The following is a 17981-nucleotide window of genomic DNA, read 5'->3' as shown; positions in this document are numbered from 1 at the left end:
AAACGCGCCGTGAACTTCAGCACGAGCGGATTCAGCGCGATCGACAGCACCGCGCCCGCCACGACCAGCCCCTGCGCCTGCGCCGGCAGCAGCCCGAGCGTCAGCCCGAGCCCGACGAGAATGAAGCTGAACTCGCCGATCTGCGCCAGCGCCGCCGAGACGTTCAGCGCCGTGCCGTTCGGCCAACCCAGCGCACGGACGATCGCATACGCCGCCAGCGATTTCCCGATGATGATCACGCCGACCACCGCCAGCAGCGACAGCGGCGCGTCGAGCACGATCGCCGGATCGACCAGCATGCCGACCGAAACGAAGAACAGCGCCGCGAACGCATCCTGGAACGGCCGCAGTTCGTCCGCCGCGCGATGGCTCAGGTCCGATTCGTTGACGACGATGCCGGCGAAGAACGCCCCGAGCGCGAAGCTGACGCCAAACGCTTCCGCCGAGACGAATGCCACGCCCAGCGACAAGGTGACGGCCGCCAGCGTGAACAGCTCGGCCGAGCCGCTCTGCTCGACCCGCGCCAGCAGCCACGGAAACACGCGCTTGCCGACCACCAGCATCAGCACGACGAACAGCATGATCATCGCCAGGGTCAGCGCCAGCGAGCGCAGCAGCGCCGGCACATCGAGCGCTTCTCCGCGCAGCGGTGCCGCGAGTGCCGGCAGCAGCACCAGCGCCAGCACCATCACCAGATCCTCGACGATCAGCCAGCCGACCGCGATGCGGCCATCGTCCGAATGCAGGGTGCCGCGCGCTTCCAGCGCCCGCAGCAGCACCACGGTGCTGGCCACCGACAGCGCCAGCCCGAACACGATGCCGGCGCCGAGCGACCAGCCCCAGAACTCGGCCAGCCCCATGCCGAGCAGGGTCGCGACCGTGATCTGCGCGATCGCGCCGGGTACCGCGATGCGGCGCACGGACATCAGGTCGCGAATCGAGAAATGCAGGCCGACGCCGAACATCAGCAGGATCACGCCGATCTCGGCGAGCTGCGGCGCCAGCGTGGCATCGACGATCAGCCCCGGCGTGAACGGCCCGACGGCGATGCCGGCCATCAGATACCCGAGCAGCGGCGGCAGACCGAGCCGGAACGCGATGAAGCCGCCGATGAACGCGAAACCGAGGCCGATCGCCAGCGTCTCGATCAGCACCACGTCATGCGCCGCATCACCGGCGGCCTGCGCGAGCGACGGCAGCAGCAAGGTGAACGCCAGCAGCGGCGCAAGGCGGGCGAGCGGCATCACTGGTTGTAGTTGTAGGCGCAATCGGCGGGGTCCATCTCGACGCGCTGCTTCACTTCCGCCAACTTGCCGCCTTTCGGATAGATCCAGTTGCCGACGCTTTCGATCGCGGCCGCCTCGTACACACCGCGCGGCTGGGCATCGACGATGCGGACGTTCTCGACCTTGCCGGCGGTGGTGACAACGAACACCACCTCGACCCAGCCCCGGATCTTCTGCTTGCAGGCCCACGGCGGCATCTGCGGGCGCGCGGTCGACAGCGGCACCAGCTCGCGACCGGCGAATGCGCCATTGCCGCGCCCGCCACCGCCCCCTCCGCCGCCGTTGCCATTGCCGTTGCCGCCGCCGCCGGCGAAGCCGCCAAACACGCCGGAGCGGCCCAGCCCCATGCCTTCGCCGAGGTTGACATCGCCGACGCCGATGTTGGCGACGGCTACCGTCGGCGCGGTGATCGGGATCGACGAGGTCGCGATCGCCGGCAGGTTCGGCCGTGCCAGCGATGGCGGCGCATCCGGGGGCGGCGGCGGGGCGAGGTCCGGCAGCTTCGCGGCGTCCTGATCCGGCGGCGTCGGCTTCGGCGCCTCGGCCTTGATGATCTGCGCGGCTTGTATCGCCTCGCCTTCCGGCAGTTCGACATGCGGCGACACGATCATCCAGCGCATCACCAGCACCATCAGCAGCACGATCAGCGCCGCCAGCGGCGGCAGCAGCAGCCAGCGCATCGGGCTGCCCGCTTTCGGATCGCGCGGGACGGCGGCCGTGCTCATGTCAGGGCGTGCCGCCGGCCGACGACGGGGCTGCGGAAATCGCGACATCCGGCGCGCCCGCGAGCCGCGCCTGATCCATCGCTTCGACCACGAGACCGGCGCGGGCATCGCGGTCGGCCTGGATCACGACCGGCGATTTCGGCTTCTGCGCGCGCAGCCGTTCGAGCGTGGCGCGCAGCAGGCGGATATCGACCCGGCCGCGGTCGACGAAGATCTCGCCGCTGGCGGAAATGCCGACGAAGATCGCCGAGTTGTCGAGCTTGACCGCGGTCTGCGCGTTCGGACGGTTGATCTTGAGTCCGGATTCGCTGACGAATGCCGCGCTGATGATGAAGAAAATCAGCAGGTTGAGAAAGAAATCCAGCATCGGTGCGAGGTCGATGTGGGTTTCCTCGCGGGCCTGGCTGTGGCGGCGCACTTTCATGACGATGACTCCACGGGCGTGCTCATTCGGTCACGAAACGGTCCGGCAGGCGGTCCGATTCCCAGCGCACCCGCGCCGTCAATCGCACCGAGAAGAACAGGCCAAGCAGGCTGACGACGAGCCCGGCGAGCGTCGCGACCATCGCATGCGACACGCCGTAGGCCATCGCGCGGACATCGGCCTGACCCGCCGCGGTCATCGCATCGAACACTTCGAGCATCCCGGCGACGGTGCCGAGCAGGCCCAGCAACGGCGCCAGCGGCACCATCACCCGAATCAGCGGCAGGGTCGCGGTCATGCCGACCTTGAGCTCGGACAGCAGCTGATCGCGAATGCGGTGCGCGGTCCACGAGCGGCGATCGTGGCGCCCGCTCCATTCGGCCTTGCGCGCTTCGAGCCGCACCGGGTGGATGCGGCGAAGGTACCAGTAGCGCTCCAGGATCAGGGTCCACATCGCGAGTGCCGCGACCAGGATCACCTGCACCACCCAGCCACCGAGGCGCAGGAAATCCTCGAACGAATCGCGCGGCAGATCGAGCGCCGCGCCGATCAGCACCAGCAGCCCGTCGATCACGTCGACGTCATCCGCTGGTGGCGCGCTTCCAGCCGCCGCGCCAGCAGGCCGGCGGCCTGCTCGTCGAGGATCTGCACCAGCACCCGCGACCGCGCGCCGAGCACGCTGTTGATGAACAGGATCGGGATCGCGATGACCAGACCGAGCACGGTCGCGATCATCGCCTGCGAGATGCCGCCCGCCATCACTTTCGGATCGCCCGCCCCGACTTCGGTGATGACCTGGAAGGTGATGATCATGCCGGTGACGGTGCCGACGAGGCCGAGCAGCGGCCCGGCCGCGACCACCATGCTCAGGAAGCTCTGGAAGCGCTCGATCCGTGGCAGTTCGCGCAGCACCGCTTCGGAAACACGGGTTTCGAGCACTTCCGGGTCGTGATCGCGGCCGTCGTCCTTCAGGCAGGCGAGCACGCGGCCCAGCGGGTTGTCGCTGGCGGGCTGCTCGATCGCCCCCAGCTGGCGGTTCATCCGGCCGCCGACGATCGCGAGATACCAGAGCTGGTACAGCGCCAGCGCCAGACCGGCGATGCCGAGCGCGATGATGACGTAGCCGACTTCCCCGCCCTGATGGATGCGCTCGAGGAAATCCGGCCGCAGCGAGGCCAGCCGCAGCAGATTGCCGCGCGTCGGGTCGATCGCGACGGTGACCCAGTCATCGCCCGGCTTGGCGTCCTGCAGCGACTGGGCCGGGCCGCTCGACAGATCGCTGCGTGGCGGCGTCGACAGCCGGCCGCCCGGCTGCACCGTCAGGTAGTCGCCGTCCGATACCGCGGTGAACGCGCCGACCCGCACCACCGGCCGCTGCTGGGTCGTGCCATCGGCCGCCGAGACCTCGGCCGAAAAGCGCACGACCTTGCCGTTCTCGCTCATCTCCTGCTGCAGCACATACCAGAAGTCTTCGAGCTGCTGATTGCTCGGCAGGCGATTCGGATCGGCCAGCGCATCGAGCAGCTTCAGGCGTTCCGGATACTGCGCGGTGATGTAGGAATCGGCCGCCGCGGCGCGGAACTGCGTCGCCGCTTCGCGCACGGCGGCGTAGACCTGCCCAAGATCGCCGGACTGCGTGGTCAGCTGCGCCTTGAAATCGGTGATTGCCTTCTGGCTGGACTCGTAACGCGCACGGATCGCCGCCGCCTTGGCTTCGGCGACCCGCAGTTCGGCTTCCGCCTGCGCCAACTGCACCTGTTGGTCGGCCTTGTTGCGCAGGAAGCGCGTTTCGCGGTCCTGATTGATCTTGGCGTTCTGCGCGCTGGACTCGCGGATCTGCTTCAGCAGGTCGTCGATGCCGGCCTGCGGCGCTTGCGCATGGGCCGACGCGAACGTCATCGCGATCAGCAGCGCGCCGGCGCACAGCCTGCGAATGCGGCGCAGGGCGTTCATTTCGCCTCCTTCGCGGCAGCGACGACTGGCGGCGGCACCGGCAGCTTGACCACGAGCGGCGCGGCGGTCTCGCGGGCAATGCGAAGCGCTTCGCGCAGTTCGCCGCGGTGTTCGGCCGCCAGACCGAGCCAGGCTTTCTTCGCCGGGTCCCAGTAAAGCGCTTCGCGGCCGTCGAGCGTCAGCCCGTAGAGCGCGGTCCGACCGACTCTCAGCACGTCGATCACCTTCTTGCCGCCGCCTTCGGTCAGTTCCATGCGCTCGGCCCCGAACACGCGGCCGTAGTCGCCCTCGATGCGATACGCCTCGACCACGCGCCGGTACTTCTCGGCCTGTGTCGCGGAAGGATCGGTCATCAGCCGCTTCAGGCCTTCGATGCGCTCGCGCCGCTCCTGCTGCAGGAACGGCAGATCCAGCGCGACGAACTTCTCGAGGCTCCCGATCATCTTCAGCAGCAGCGGCGTCAGGTCGCGGGTGTTCGTCGCGAGGTCGCGCGCCTGTGCGGCAAGCGCGGCGCGCTCGGCTTCCTGCGTCGCGAGCGGCGGTTCGACCTGCTCGGCGTAGACCTTGAGCTGCTGCGTCTGCCAGATCGCCGCGCGGTAGCGTTCCAGCATGTTGCGCGTCTGGTCATCGAGCGCATCGATCCGAGACTGCGCCGCCCGCGCCGCCTGATTGGCCTGCACCGTCGCGTCCACCGCCGGCGATCCGCCCTGTGCATAGGCCAGTCCGACGGCGACCGCGCCCGCGGCCAGCGATGCGACGATGACGGCGCCTGCAAGAGTTCTGTTCATCAATATCCCGTGACGACTTTCGTCGAGTAGCGATTGAGCACCGCCGGCAGCAGCTTGTTCGACCACGCCAGTCCCTTGGTCTGAGCGCCCGGATACCAGTGGACCCGCGGCCACAGCCGCCAGTTCGCGGCTTTCCACACGGCCAGCGCCACGTCCTCGGCCGTGAGATTCACGCCCAGCCGGCCGATGCTCTTCGGCGGCGCGGCCACGTTGTTCACCATCGGCGTGGCGACGAACAGCGGCATCAGGTCCATCACCCGGATGCGATGCTGCGCCCACTCGATGCTCAGCGCCTCGGTCAGACCCTTGACCGCGAACTTGGTCGCACCATACGTCGCGAATGCCGGCGTGCCGTGGATCGCCGACGCCGAGGCCATGTTGATCAGGCACGAGCCGCGGGTCTGCTTCAGGAACGGAAACGCGGCATGGGCGCCGTTGATCACGCCCTTCAGGTTCACGTCGACCAGCAGGTGGTGGCGGGCCAGCGGAATGTCGGCGAAATCGCCAGTGGTGAGGATGCCGGCGCAGTTGAACATCACATCGAGCCGGCCGGTCTTGTTCCAGAAGCGCAGCAGCGCCGCTTCGACCGCGGCGGGATCGGTCACGTCGAGCTGTTCGGCGATCGCCTGCGAGGCGCCGAACTTCTGCCGCAGCCCTTCGACCGCCGACCCGGCCAGGTCATACAGGCCGACGAACCAGCCGCGGGCGGCGTACAGCTCGGCCGTGGCGCGACCGATCCCGGCAGCAGCACCGGTAATGAAGATTGCTGGCTGGCTCATCGTGCGGACGTGCGTTCCCTGAATGTTCATTGGCCTTGCGGCTACGGGTCGGTAATCTAACCCGACATCCCCGCACAAGTCTGGAGCCCCCTCGATGGCCGCATCGCATCCCCCTGCCTTTCTGGCCCTCGTCGACGACGCCAAGACCCGCATCCGCGAAGTGCATGCCCGCGATCTCGCTGCGACCCTGGCCGCGAATCCGGCCGCCAAACTGATCGACGTGCGCGAGGAAAGCGAATACGCCGCGGGCCACGTGAAGGGTGCGGAATGGCTGGGCAAGGGCGTGATCGAGCGCGACATCGAAGCGCGACATCCGGACAAGGCCGAGCCGCTGTACCTGTACTGCGGCGGCGGCTTCCGCTCGGCCCTCGCGGCCGACAACCTGCAGAAGATGGGCTACACGCAGGTCTGGTCGGTCGACGGCGGCTGGCGCACCTTGAAGGACCTCATGCCGCTGGCCTGAACAGCTGCCGATCCCCGATCGCGGCCGCCATGCGTCGCCAGACGTCTGGCCGTTTGATCGACATCCCGACCAACCGTTCATGAATGCCGTTCATCCGGACACGGTGGTGCCGGAATTTTGACGCGGTAATCTGCAGCACGTCAGGGATGTCGCTGACTGCACGCGAAGGATCGCCATCGGCACGCGGTCAGCACCGGCCTGGAAGCCGGGTTCAACGGGGTTCGGAGGTCGGGTTCGCAAGAACCGTCCTCCGAACCTCGAAGAATTCGCTCTCGCCGGCGCCGGCATTCGCGCCACGCGAAGATTTCATCCCAAGCCTCTGAAAAATCGTTGTCCCGCGCGTCCGAACCCCCTACAATCCGCGCCTCGCGTGGCTAGGTAGCTCAGATGGTTAGAGCGCGGCACTCATAATGCTGAGGTCGGCGGTTCGATCCCGCCTCTAGCCACCACTCGATTCGATTCGCTGGACAACACAAAAAAAGCCCTTGGAAACAAGGGCTTTTTTTGTTGCGCTCGATACGAGCCGACAGCACCGTGGGCCCGCCGGTACCGCAGCTTTCTCAGCGCGAGCCGGCAGCGGTCGCGCCGGCGACGGTGGCCGGCGCTTCCGAGCGTGCGCCGGTCGACGCCGGATCGACGAGCAGCGATCGGGCCGCGCGCGAGACGACGACCATCCGCTGCGCCTGGTCGGTATCGGCGTGAAAGCTTTCGAACTCCGTCGGCGCACCGAAATTTCGACCCGCGAAGAACGCGCGCAGCGGAGCCAGCCGTGTCCGGATGCGTTCCACCAGCGCCATGCCGAAGGTCAGCGTCAGCAAGGTCTCGATCTCGGCGCGCAGCGACCAGTTCGCCTCGATCGCACCCGCGAAGTAATAGCGCAGTCCGAGGCCGCGTCGACCCGCGCGAGCGCAGCGTGCCGCGTAGTCGTGACGCAGGAAGGCACGGCGGGTCGATTCCTTCCAGACCCGCGACGTCCGTCGGAACCACTCGAGCGAAGCCGGCAGGCTGTTCGGACTGGTGGTGATGCGTTCGCGCGAGGTGTTGGAATCGGCGATCGCGACCAAGGTCGGATCGAAGTACACCGGAATGCCGGCGTCGGCTGCGCGCAGCACGAAGTCGGTGTCCTGGTGCACCGACAGCGTGCTGTCGAAGCGATGGTTGCGGGCGATGTCGATCGGCATCATGAAGGTGCTGGTCTGAAGCACGCCGCCACGCAGATACAGGTAATCCTGCAGCGGTTCCCCCGGCTCCAGCACCGGATAGTGGCGCAGGAACACGCGATCCTTCTTCGAGAACGCGAGGCCGCCCGCGATGATCCCCGGCTGGGCCATGCCGTGCAGCAGGGCCAGCTGGCGAGCGACCTTGTACGACAGCCAGTAGTCGTCGGAGTCGAGAAAGGCCACGTACTGGCCCACGGCCGCGTCGACGCCGATGTTGCGGGACTCGGCAGCGCCCATGCGCTTGGGGTTGCGAATCAGGCGCACCGGCTTGCCGACGAGGAACTCGGTCAGCGGCGTCAGATCTTCGGTCGAGGCGTCATCGACCACGATGATGTCGAGCGCCTGATGCGGCTGGCGCAGCACGGACATGATCGCGCGCATGGTCAGCGCACAGCGGTTGCGATTCGGAATCACCACGCTGACGACAGGCCCGTTCGAACGACTCCACGGATCGGCCCGGCGGGCGACGACGGGAGCCGGCGGCGGAACGGTCTTCGGGTACCCGACGTCCGGCGGCGCCGGAATCGAGGGACCGGGATCGGTCTGCAGTTGCCATCCAGTCTTCACTTTTTCAGCACTTCCATTTCGTCAAACCCTTCGAGAACTCCGGACCACGGCCGATCCGGTCGCTTGGTCATTCAGGGCGGCTTGCAGTCTGCCCGCTTGCGCGCAGGGCATTGATTTCAACCGACGATCCTCAAGAGGCGGCGGACCGGCGGTGGCGTAGGGTGCGGAAAGATGAAAACAGAACCGTCCGACATTCCGCAAGCCAGAATTCATGAACCGGTAAGAAATTTCGCGCCTGCCCTGCGCTCACTGCACTTCGACAGCAATCCATGGGAAAAATGCCCGGTTCACCTGACGATCCCATGCCTGGAACCGAAGGTGAAACGTCGATTTTTTGTGGTTTTTCGAGCAGGAATATCGAAAAAACGTCACGTAAAAAGCAACGCTCGGCCTTGCGGATTGAAAAAACCAATTACAGGAGGGTCCCATGACGCAAGGCAAGGATATCCTATTCGATGACCGGCAAGGTCTCTCGTCCGTGATGAAGCGGGCACACTCACTGTGGCCGGCCGCGGCAGGCGACTCGCCCGTCGCCGCCCTGCGCGGCCAGCAGGACGGCCCCGCGTCAGCGCTTTGGCGGCTGGAAGCTCAGGGGCTGCTCGTCGGCGGAGGCGGCCTGGGATCGGCTGCAGCCGGTGCACGGCCCGCAGCCCGAATCGCAGCCCGCGGCCACTGTCGGCTTCTCTGCAAGCGGCATTCCAGCCAGACGTCGAACTGTCGACGCGATGCGCCGGTACAGCGCCGGTGTCAGTTCGCGGATTGCCCGCCACAGGCAGGCGAGCACGATGGCGGCGACGACGAGATCCGCGAGGATGCTGTCGAGCGTCATGACAGCGCGCTCGCAATGCGGAAGGTGATGAACGACGCGCCGTAAGCCAGCGCGAACAGGTAGCCGGCGGCAATCGCCACGATCTTCCACGAGCCGGTTTCACGCCGGATCACCGCGAGGGTCGACACGCACTGCGGCGCGAACACGTACCAGACGATCAGGCTCAGCGCGGTCGCCAGCGACCACTGCGCGGCGATCAGCGGCAGCAGCTGGCCGGCGGCATCGTCGGCGGCGGCCGACAGCGCGTAGACCGTGGCCAGCGAGCTCACCGCGACCTCGCGCGCCGCAAGCCCCGGCACCAGCGCAATGCAGATCTGCCAGTTGAAGCCGATCGGCGCGAATACCGCTTCCATCGCGTGACCGATGCGCCCGGCGAAGCTGTAGTCGATGGCCGGCCCGGCGAATCCGACCGGCGCCACCGGGTAGGTCGACAGGAACCACAGCAGCACGGTCAGCGTCAGGATGATGCCGCCGACGCGCTTCAGGAAGATGCTGGCGCGCTCCCACAGGCCGATCAGCACGTCCTGCACGTGCGGCACGCGGTACGACGGCAGTTCCAGCAGCAGCGCGTGCTCGATCGTGTCGCGCCGGATCAGCTTCATCGTGTAGGCCACGGCCAGTGCCGAAACGATGCCGGCGACATACAGCGCGAACAGCACCAGCCCCTGCAGGTTGAAGATGCCGGCGACGGTCTGCTGCGGAATGAACGCGCCGATCAGCAGTGCATAGACCGGCAGCCGCGCCGAGCAGGTCATCAGCGGCGCCACGAGGATCGTCGCCAGCCGGTCGCGCGGGTCCTGGATCGTGCGCGCGGCCATGATGCCGGGCACGGCGCAGGCGAAGCTCGACAGCAGCGGAATGAACGAGCGCCCGGTCAGCCCGGCGCCGACCATCAGCCGGTCCAGCAGGAATGCTGCGCGCGGCAGGTAACCGGATTCCTCAAGAATCAGGATGAACAGGAACAGCAGCAGGATCTGAGGCAGGAACACGATGACGCTGCCTGTGCCGACCAGGACGCCTTCGACCAGCAGGCTGCGCAGCGTGTTGTCCGGCAGCACCGTGCGCAGCCAGTCGGCGGAGCCGTTGATCAGCGTGTCGATGCCATCCTGCAGCGGCGCCGCCCAGGTGAACACGGCCTGGAAAATCAGGAACATGACGACCGACAGGATCGCCAGCCCGAACACCGGATGCAGCGCCCAGCGGTCGAGCGCATCGTCGATCACCGCCGTGCGCCGCGGCATCGACACCGCATCGGCGATCAGGCGACGCACTTCGGCATGCAGATCGCCGGCCGGACGCTTGGACGGCGGCGGCGGCAGCGCGCCATCGATCTGCGACAGCAGCGTGCCGACGCCATCGGCCCGCACCGCCACGGTTTCGACTACCGGTACGCCGAGTGCCGCTTCGAGCTTCGCGCGATCGATCACGATGCCGCGCCGCGCGGCGGCATCGCACATGTTCAGCGCCAGAATCATCGGCAGCCCCAGCGCCCGCACTTCGAGCACGAAGCGCAGGTGCAGACGCAGGTTCGTGGCGTCGGCAACGCAGACGAGCAGGTCCGGCCGCTGTTCGCCGGCCATGCGGCCGAGGCAGACATCGCGGGTGATCGCCTCGTCCGGGCTGGTGGCGCTCAGCGAATAGGCGCCCGGCAGATCGAGCAGCCGCATCAGCCGGCCCGATGCGGTGCGGATGTCGCCGGCCTTGCGCTCGACGGTCACGCCGGCATAGTTCGCCACCTTCTGACGGCTGCCGGTCAGGCGATTGAACAGCGCGGTCTTGCCGCAGTTCGGATTGCCGACGAGGGCGACGTTCAGCACGGCCGCGCTCATGCGGCAGCCCGCACGAAGACCCGCGCCGCTTCGGCCCGGCGCAGCGCGAAGCGCGTGTAGCCCACCAGCACCACCAGCGGATCGCCGCCGATCGGCCCGGTGGCCACCACCTGCACCACTTCGCCGGCCACGAAGCCCAGATCGCGCAGGCGTGCAGCAATCGGATCGGGCGACTGCAGGTCTTCCACGCGATCAACGATCGCTTCGGTTCGCAAGCTCAAGTCGCGCAGCCGCTGGTCCACGGGGTTCGGGTGTTAATGAGAACGATTCCTGATCATACGCCAATCCAGATGCCCTCGGCAGGCGGCTTTGGGCCATGCGCGCGGGCCGATGAAGCCGGCGCCGCACCCGCCCGAGACACCCGAGCGGCGCGACGTTCGGTGCCCGATCCGGCCCCGCGGCTGGCGCCAAGTCCAGCGAATGCCGGCGCGCAGCCGAGCCCGGGCACGGCTGGCAGCGCACGGTCGCTCGTTTCGACGATGCCGCCGGCAGCAGGTTCCATTGCGATGACGGCGCCGGGCCCGCAGCCGTCGCCGCAAACCGAGGCCGAAACCGGTGGCGAACGCGGTATAAGAACGCACCACCTTTCCGATCTGCCGCCATGGCCTTCTTCAATCGCAGCATGCTCCGCCGCCCGCTCGGGCTCGATCGACGCCGACACTCGCCTGATCGCTTCGCCGCGCGACACCGGCACTGAGCCGCGCGATGGCGATCAAGACCCGCGGCAGCGGCGGCCGCACCGGCAAGATCCTCGGCGCCGGCATTCGCACGCTCGGCCGTTCGGTGCTGAACAAGCTGCCCGGCGGTGACCGTGTGCAGCGCACCGCGCAGTACTGGGCCGATGTCGGAGAAGACTGGGCCAAAACACTGGGCGAGCTCCGCGGCGCGGCAATGAAGATGGGGCAGCTCGCCTCGCAGTACGCGGACGTGCTGCCGCCGGCCCTCGGCGAGCAGCTGCGACGCCTGCAGCGCTCGGTCGAGCCCTTGCCGTTCGACGAGATCGAACCGCTGCTGCAGGCGCAATGGACGCCGGCGCAGCGCAAGCGCATCCGGTCGGTCGAACCGGACGCCATCGCCGCGGCCAGCATCGGGCAGGTGCACCGCGCCGTGCTCAGCAATGGCGCACCGGTCGTGATCAAGGTGCGGTATCCGGGCGTTGACGAAGCGGTGGATTCGGATGTCCAGCAGCTTCGCCGGATCATTGGCCTGTCGAAGCTGCTGCCGGTCGACGGCGATTCGATCGATCAGGTGATGGACGAGGTTCGCGCCCGGTTCCGCGAGGAAACCGACTACGCCGCGGAACTGGGCCACCTGCAATACCTCCGCCGCCACGCCGCCCTGCCCGGCATCGTCTACCCGAAGCCCGTCGTCGCCCTGTGCGCGGACGGCATCCTGGTGCTCAGCGAGGAAACCGGAGACACGTTGGAAGCCGCACGCGACTGGCCGCAGCCGCTGCGCGACCAGATCGGCATCGCGCTGTGCCGGTGGGTACTGCACGAAATGTTCGTCGCCCATGCCGTGCATGCCGATCCGCATCCCGGCAACTTCGCGTTCCGCGACAGCGGCGATGTCGTCGTCTACGACTTCGGCTGCGTCAAACGTTTGACGCCCGAAGTTGCGTCGCGCGTCGTCGATCTGCTGAACGCCGCCCAGCGCGGCGACTGGCAAGGCGTGCACGGCGAGCTGGTTTCCCTTGGCGGCATCAGCGAAGGCGTCACTGCGGCACAACTGACCGAGTGCTACGCCGAGCTGGGACATCTGATTCTCGGTCGGCTGTCGCAGGACGAGCATTTCGATTTTGCCGATCCGCGCTTCATCGAGGACATTCGCGGCGCGATCAAGCGCAACCTCGGTTTGTCGTTCAAATTCAAGCCGGTATCGGACCTGCTGTTCGTGCTGCGGGCACTCAGCGGCCTGTACTGGACGCTGCGCGCCCTCGGCTCGCGCGTGCCGGTCATCCAGTTGGTCGCGGTCCACGGCATCGATCTCGGCTGATACCGGCAATTTCTTGCGAAATACCGGGCCTAATCGGACAAAGCACAGTAAATGTGCGCCATGTCTCACTAAACCTGACGTCAGCGGCGTGAAAACGGGTCAAATTCTCCCGTCAAGCGCTTGTTTGGGCTATCGTTTATTGGAACTGCGCCTGGAAACGGCTGCTTTGCACTGCTTTGGAATAAAATTCCGAAATGGTGCGAGCCCGTGATCGATTTTGGGGACTCAAGCCGGTCCGTCGAACGATGAGCCAGATCAAGGAAAGAGACGGATGCCGTCCTGTGTTCAACCGGACGTTCAGGTTCAATTCAGCCACCACAGACAAGGATTTCGGGAACTGGCGTCAGATTTGCAACCCACGAGTTGAACCGTCAGCACCACAACCGTGAACTCAGCCATCGGCCCTCCTGCAAGCCGATGAATGCTCAAGTGACCGCCGATCAGCACCAAGGCAGGCCACCGCTCAGGTCACTACTTATATAGGCGCTCGGGAACACGTCCCGGGTCGGCTGAACATCGTTCAGCGTCAATTGAAGACAAAGTCAATTTTCAGGAATGGGAACCAAGCGAGAATTCGGACCACAACGGGTCCTGGTCACCGGCGGCGCGGGCTTCATCGGCTCGCACCTCTGTGCCCGCCTTCTGGCCGAAGGTCAGGAAGTGCTGTGCGTTGACAACTTCTACACCGGCACGCGGGAAAACCTCGCGCCGATGCTGTCGCACCCGCGTTTCGAACTGCTTCGGCACGACGTCACCATGCCGCTGTTCGTCGAGGTCGATCAGATCTACAACCTCGCCTGCCCGGCCAGCCCGGTGCACTACCAGTTCGATCCGGTCCAGACCACCAAGACCAGCGTTCATGGCGCGATCAACATGCTGGGGCTCGCCAAGCGCCTGAAGTGCAAGGTCCTGCAGGCGTCCACCAGCGAAGTCTATGGCGATCCGGAAGTCCACCCGCAGCGCGAAGACTACTGGGGCCACGTCAATCCGATCGGCTACCGGTCGTGCTACGACGAAGGCAAGCGCTGCGCCGAAACGCTGTTCTTCGACTACTACCGGCAGCACAAGGTCGAGATCAAGGTCGCCCGCATCTTCAACACCTACGGTCCGAACATGCACCCGAACGACGGGCGCGTGGTCTCGAACTTCATCATGCAGGCCCTGCTCGGCCGTCCGATCACGATCTACGGCGAAGGCCAGCAGACGCGCTCGTTCTGCTTCGTCGATGACCTCGTCGACGGCCTGATGCGCCTGATGAACACGCCCGATACCGTGACCGGCCCGATCAACATCGGCAACCCGAACGAGTTCACGATTCGCGAACTGGCCACGCTTGTCATCGAACTGACGAATTCGTCGTCCAAGCTCGAATTCCTGCCGATGCCGCCAGACGACCCCAAGCAGCGCAAGCCCGACATCTCGCTGGCCCGTGCCGAACTGGGCTGGGAACCCCGCATCCAACTCCGCGAAGGCCTCGCGCGCGCCATTCCGTATTTCGAACGGATGGTTCGCGAGCAGCCGCGGCATATCCCCGAATAAACCTGCGACTCAGGGATGACGACGCAACCTACACGCTTGCTGGTCTGTGGCGGTGCCGGCTACATCGGCTCGCACATGTGCAAGCTCCTTTCCGAACATGGCTACCACGTCGCCGTGGTCGACAACCTGTCGACCGGGCACAAGGAAGCCGTGCGCTGGGGGCAGCTGTATGAAGGGGATATCGGCGACTCCGCCTTCCTGAGCCGCGTGTTTGCCGACGTGCAGCCGGAAGGCGTGCTGCACTTCGCCGCCAAGTCGATCGTTTCGGAGTCCGTTTCCCACCCGGCGCTGTACTACCAGAACAATGTGTCGGCCTCGCTCAACCTGTTCGAGCAGGTTCGGCGGATCCCCGGTTGCCCGCTGATCTTTTCGTCCACCGCCGCCATCTTCGGTGTGCCGCGGTCTGAGCGCATCAACGAGGCGCACCCGAAAGACCCGATCAATGCCTACGGGCGCTCGAAGCTCGCCGTCGAACAGGCGCTGCAGGACTACTGGGCGGCCTATGGCATGCCGTCGATGGCATTCCGGTATTTCAACGCCGCCGGAGCCGATCCATCCGCCGTGATTGGCGAAGCCCACGAGCCCGAGACTCACCTGATTCCGAAGGTGTTCCAGTCGATTCTGGGCGATCCGGTGCCACTCAAGATCTTCGGCGATGACTACGAAACGCCTGATGGCACCTGCGTCCGGGACTATGTTCACGTCAACGATTTGTGCATGGCGCACCTGCTGGGCCTTCGCTTCCTGCGCCTGCACCGTGGTGCGCATGCATTCAACCTGGGCAACGGCGCCGGATTTTCAGTGCGCGAAGTCCTGAAAACTGCCGAAAGAATCACCGGCACTGCTGTCAGACACGAGTTGACGGACCGTCGTCCGGGCGACCCTTCCCATCTGGTGGCGGACTCTTCCGCTGCCCGCGAGACCCTGGGATGGGAACCACAGCACATTGGCCTCGAAGACATCATGAGAACGGCGTGGACGTGGCACAGAAATCGCTCTCCAGTCAAGCATGATGGTGCGTGAAGCCAACATGATCCTGACCGCGCGAAGAGATGCGGCCTACCGCAGCAGCAGCACGATATTCGTGCGTGCTGCGCAGGGATCATTCGCGGCAAAACCACCGTCAACGCCGCTGTCGAATGACGCCTCTCAAAGCCCGTTCGTCACAGCTTGGTCACCAAGACCTTGTTGAATATCGAAAATGTCCTCACTCCCCAAAATTGATCGCTCACGGATGACCATCAAGACCCAAGCTGCCTCGATCGCCTCGCGCATGCCAATGCCGGCGAGCCTGCGTGTTCAGGAATCAACGCTGCGGCTGGTATCGGACCATTCGAAAACGACGGATACACCGCCAAACGTCAGCGAATTGACGAATCGCACGCTCGATATCGCGTTTGCCGTTGCGCTCGGCGCCGTTTTCTCGCCGGTGTTCGTGGTGGCTTCCGCGGTACTGCTGGCCACCGACGGGCCGGTCTTCTTCAGCCAGACCCGCATTGGCCGCGGTGGCAAGCCATTCAAGGTCTACAAGTTCCGCACGATGGTGAACAACGCGCCAGACGTGCTGCAGAAGCTGCTGGACGAGAACCCCGACCTCCGCGCCGAATGGGAGCGTGACTTCAAGCTCAAGAACGACCCGAGAGTCACGCCGATTGGCCGCTTCCTGCGCAAGACCAGCCTCGACGAACTGCCGCAGCTGCTGAACATCCTCAAGGGTGAGATGAGCCTGGTCGGGCCGCGCCCGATCGAGCCGTTCGAGATCACCAAGTACGGCCGCTTTGCCAAGCATTACTTCGCTCAGCGCCCGGGCCTGACCGGACTGTGGCAGGTCTCCGGCCGCAGTGATTCCAGTTACGAGCGGCGCGTGATCCTTGACGCCTATTATTCGAAGAACCGCAGCCTGATGCTGAATCTCAGCATCATCGCCAAAACGGTCCGCGTCGTGCTAAAGGGCAGCGGAGCGTACTAATCGCGCTAACATCCCGTCTCGTGCGGGATTCGCCGCCTGATCGATCAACCATTCGCGATGACTCCGCTGGTCTCCGGCCATCTCGGCTTTGGTGGAACCTACATCATGGACGGCAGCCCGGCGCATGGGCTGGTCGATGCTGCGGGTCAAGCGATCAACCTGCTGGACCGTGAAGCCGTTCGAGAAGCCGTTCAGCGGCTCAGGCCAACGGCTGTCATCCACCTCGACGCACAGAGCTTTGTGCCCGAGGCATTCAAGGACCCGATCACCACGTACGAATCAAACTTCATCGGCACGCAGATCTTGCTGGAAGCTGGGTTCAGCGGCCGATTCCTGCTTGTCAGCAGTGCAGATGTCTATCGATCGCTCGATGCATCCGAGCTACCTGAAACCGAACAATCCGCCGTCAAGCCGAACAATCCTTACGCCCTCAGCAAGATTGCCGCAGAAACCTTGTGCAGCTACTGGCACCGAACGGAAGGCATGCAGATCAACATTGCCCGGCCGTTCAATCACATCGAGCCAGGCCAAAGCACACGATTTGCCCTCGCCGACCTTATCGAGAAAGCCGCCAGCATAAAGGGCGCCGTAGAAACCTCGTACTCAAGATTGGCGATCAAGCGGCTAACTTCCAGTTTGAAACCGAAGACAGCGTATTCCCAAGCTACTCGGCAATGCAACAGCGAATTGAACCTGACAAACATGCAAAAGCAGCCCCATCACCGAGAGTTCATTCGGAAACCTCGTAGAACTGCGGACCGATCATTAAGCAAACATATACCTCTCTACCCAATTCGCATCTTACCTATGCCCAACCTGAATCACATCCGAAATATCCAGCGACCCAATTCGCCGTCATGTCCATAAATCGCGGCGATATAATAAGTATTTAATTATCAATACGAGCAATGATACCCGACAATGTATCCATCGTCATCCTGACCTACAACGCAGCTGCATGGGCCCCACGGCAAATCACCGGCTTGAAACTAACAGGGGTACAACCTCGCCAAGTGCTAGTCGTCGATTCCACATCGAGCGATGAAACGGTTGCGCTCTATCGGAAGTTTGGCGCTGAAGTTGTAGTGATTCCTCAATCGTCGTTTAACCATGGCAGCACGCGTCGTTTCGCTGCAAAGCTACTCTCAGACCGCGAATTGCTAATTTTTTTGACGCAAGACGCTATACCGGCAGATACGAATAGCTTTGCTGCAATCATCCGCGCATTCGATGACCCGATGGTTGGGATGGCATATGGACGCCAATTACCAAGACTTGAAGCTAATGCGATCGAGGCTCATGCGCGTTTATTTAATTATTCGGAGCGTAGCGACTCAGTAAGGCTGACAGATTGCAAGCGACTTGGTTCAAAAGCCACGTTTGCATCGGATAGCTTTGCTGCATATCGAAGCAGTACTCTTCACAATATTGGCAGTTTTCCGGAGGATGTTTTTTTTGCAGAAGACCAAATCGTTGCTGCAAAAATGTTATTGAGCCGGCATTGAAATATTGAACTGATGGTGCCGCGTAGAGTCGGAGTTTGCATGGACAAAATCGACTCTCGAACGCTGCCGGTGGAGGCGCTCAACGAGCGGCGCCGCCGGGCGGTGAAGAT

The 17981-nt window shown here is 64.7% G+C and carries 17 protein-coding genes, 1 tRNA gene and 1 pseudogene; 8 read left to right on the top strand and 11 right to left on the bottom strand.

The annotated features are described in order from the left end of the window. Nucleotides 1-23 precede the first annotated feature (23 nt). From QZ951_RS00095 to QZ951_RS00065, 7 genes and pseudogenes are all read right to left on the bottom strand, one after another. Nucleotides 24-1157 (bottom strand): annotated as a pseudogene (locus tag QZ951_RS00095) (cation:proton antiporter); the annotation flags it as partial. A gap of 86 nt (nucleotides 1158-1243) precedes the next feature. After that, the gene (locus QZ951_RS00090; protein ID WP_292997239.1) at nucleotides 1244-2011 is read right to left on the bottom strand and encodes a TonB family protein; all 768 of its coding nucleotides are present in this window, start codon (nucleotides 2009-2011) and stop codon (nucleotides 1244-1246) included. Nucleotide 2012: 1 nt separating this feature from the next. After that, on the bottom strand, nucleotides 2013-2435 hold the full coding sequence (locus QZ951_RS00085; protein ID WP_292997237.1) for a biopolymer transporter ExbD: 423 nt from the start codon (nucleotides 2433-2435) through the stop codon (nucleotides 2013-2015). Nucleotides 2436-2457: 22 nt separating this feature from the next. Further along, complete coding sequence (locus QZ951_RS00080; RefSeq protein ID WP_292997235.1) at nucleotides 2458-3009, bottom strand: MotA/TolQ/ExbB proton channel family protein; 552 nt, start codon at nucleotides 3007-3009, stop codon at nucleotides 2458-2460. Continuing rightward, a complete protein-coding gene (locus QZ951_RS00075) occupies nucleotides 3006-4388 on the bottom strand; it encodes a MotA/TolQ/ExbB proton channel family protein (protein ID WP_292997233.1) in 1383 nt (460 codons plus the stop codon). The genes QZ951_RS00080 and QZ951_RS00075 overlap by 4 nt, the downstream gene beginning before the upstream one ends. Next, on the bottom strand, nucleotides 4385-5176 hold the full coding sequence (locus QZ951_RS00070; RefSeq protein ID WP_292997231.1) for a DUF3450 domain-containing protein: 792 nt from the start codon (nucleotides 5174-5176) through the stop codon (nucleotides 4385-4387). The genes QZ951_RS00075 and QZ951_RS00070 overlap by 4 nt, the downstream gene beginning before the upstream one ends. Continuing rightward, nucleotides 5176-5955 carry an SDR family oxidoreductase gene (locus tag QZ951_RS00065; RefSeq protein ID WP_292997229.1) on the bottom strand — a complete coding sequence of 260 codons (780 nt, stop codon included), beginning with the start codon at nucleotides 5953-5955 and terminating at the stop codon, nucleotides 5176-5178. The genes QZ951_RS00070 and QZ951_RS00065 overlap by 1 nt, the downstream gene beginning before the upstream one ends. Nucleotides 5956-6049: 94 nt before the next feature. On the opposite strand from QZ951_RS00065, the gene QZ951_RS00060 reads away from it, so the two are divergent. Together QZ951_RS00060 and QZ951_RS00055 are read left to right on the top strand one after the other, a co-directional pair. Continuing rightward, nucleotides 6050-6418: a rhodanese-like domain-containing protein gene (locus QZ951_RS00060; protein WP_292997227.1), complete on the top strand. Its 369-nt coding sequence runs from the start codon at nucleotides 6050-6052 to the stop codon at nucleotides 6416-6418. Between the two features lie 372 nt (nucleotides 6419-6790). Then, nucleotides 6791-6867: transfer RNA gene (locus tag QZ951_RS00055), tRNA-Met, on the top strand. A 111-nt stretch (nucleotides 6868-6978) separates the two neighbouring features. Here the strand turns inward: QZ951_RS00055 and QZ951_RS00050 are convergent. From QZ951_RS00050 to QZ951_RS00035, 4 genes are all read right to left on the bottom strand, one after another. Next, nucleotides 6979-8205: a glycosyltransferase gene (locus QZ951_RS00050; RefSeq protein ID WP_292997225.1), complete on the bottom strand. Its 1227-nt coding sequence runs from the start codon at nucleotides 8203-8205 to the stop codon at nucleotides 6979-6981. Nucleotides 8206-8770: 565 nt separating this feature from the next. Continuing rightward, nucleotides 8771-9034 (bottom strand): hypothetical protein, encoded by a 264-nt coding sequence (locus QZ951_RS00045; protein WP_292997223.1) that lies wholly within the window; start codon nucleotides 9032-9034, stop codon nucleotides 8771-8773. After that, on the bottom strand, nucleotides 9031-10863 hold the full coding sequence (locus QZ951_RS00040) for a ferrous iron transporter B (protein ID WP_292997221.1): 1833 nt from the start codon (nucleotides 10861-10863) through the stop codon (nucleotides 9031-9033). The genes QZ951_RS00045 and QZ951_RS00040 overlap by 4 nt, the downstream gene beginning before the upstream one ends. Continuing rightward, entirely contained in the window at nucleotides 10860-11105 is a 246-nt protein-coding gene (locus QZ951_RS00035; RefSeq protein ID WP_292997219.1) for a FeoA domain-containing protein, read from the bottom strand. The genes QZ951_RS00040 and QZ951_RS00035 overlap by 4 nt, the downstream gene beginning before the upstream one ends. Nucleotides 11106-11568: 463 nt before the next feature. On the opposite strand from QZ951_RS00035, the gene QZ951_RS00030 reads away from it, so the two are divergent. From QZ951_RS00030 to QZ951_RS00005, 6 genes are all read left to right on the top strand, one after another. Then, nucleotides 11569-12858 (top strand): AarF/ABC1/UbiB kinase family protein, encoded by a 1290-nt coding sequence (locus tag QZ951_RS00030; protein WP_292997217.1) that lies wholly within the window; start codon nucleotides 11569-11571, stop codon nucleotides 12856-12858. Nucleotides 12859-13413: 555 nt separating this feature from the next. Next, nucleotides 13414-14397 (top strand): UDP-glucuronic acid decarboxylase family protein, encoded by a 984-nt coding sequence (locus tag QZ951_RS00025; protein ID WP_292997215.1) that lies wholly within the window; start codon nucleotides 13414-13416, stop codon nucleotides 14395-14397. Nucleotides 14398-14412: 15 nt separating this feature from the next. Next, on the top strand, nucleotides 14413-15420 hold the full coding sequence (gene galE, locus QZ951_RS00020) for a UDP-glucose 4-epimerase GalE (protein ID WP_292997213.1): 1008 nt from the start codon (nucleotides 14413-14415) through the stop codon (nucleotides 15418-15420). A 178-nt stretch (nucleotides 15421-15598) separates the two neighbouring features. Beyond that, nucleotides 15599-16366, top strand: a complete 768-nt coding sequence (locus QZ951_RS00015; RefSeq protein WP_366943750.1) for a sugar transferase — start codon at nucleotides 15599-15601, stop codon at nucleotides 16364-16366. A gap of 57 nt (nucleotides 16367-16423) precedes the next feature. Continuing rightward, nucleotides 16424-17233: a GDP-mannose 4,6-dehydratase gene (locus QZ951_RS00010; RefSeq protein ID WP_292997209.1), complete on the top strand. Its 810-nt coding sequence runs from the start codon at nucleotides 16424-16426 to the stop codon at nucleotides 17231-17233. A 41-nt stretch (nucleotides 17234-17274) separates the two neighbouring features. Then, nucleotides 17275-17871 (top strand): glycosyltransferase, encoded by a 597-nt coding sequence (locus QZ951_RS00005; protein WP_292997207.1) that lies wholly within the window; start codon nucleotides 17275-17277, stop codon nucleotides 17869-17871. The last annotated feature ends 110 nt before the right edge of the window (nucleotides 17872-17981 follow it).

This window comes from Nevskia sp. (assembly GCF_021732705.1).
In the GTDB taxonomy this organism is placed as follows: domain Bacteria; phylum Pseudomonadota; class Gammaproteobacteria; order Nevskiales; family Nevskiaceae; genus Nevskia.
Note: the sequence above shows the minus strand (reverse complement) of the source record. Positions and strands in the feature narration are given on the sequence as shown.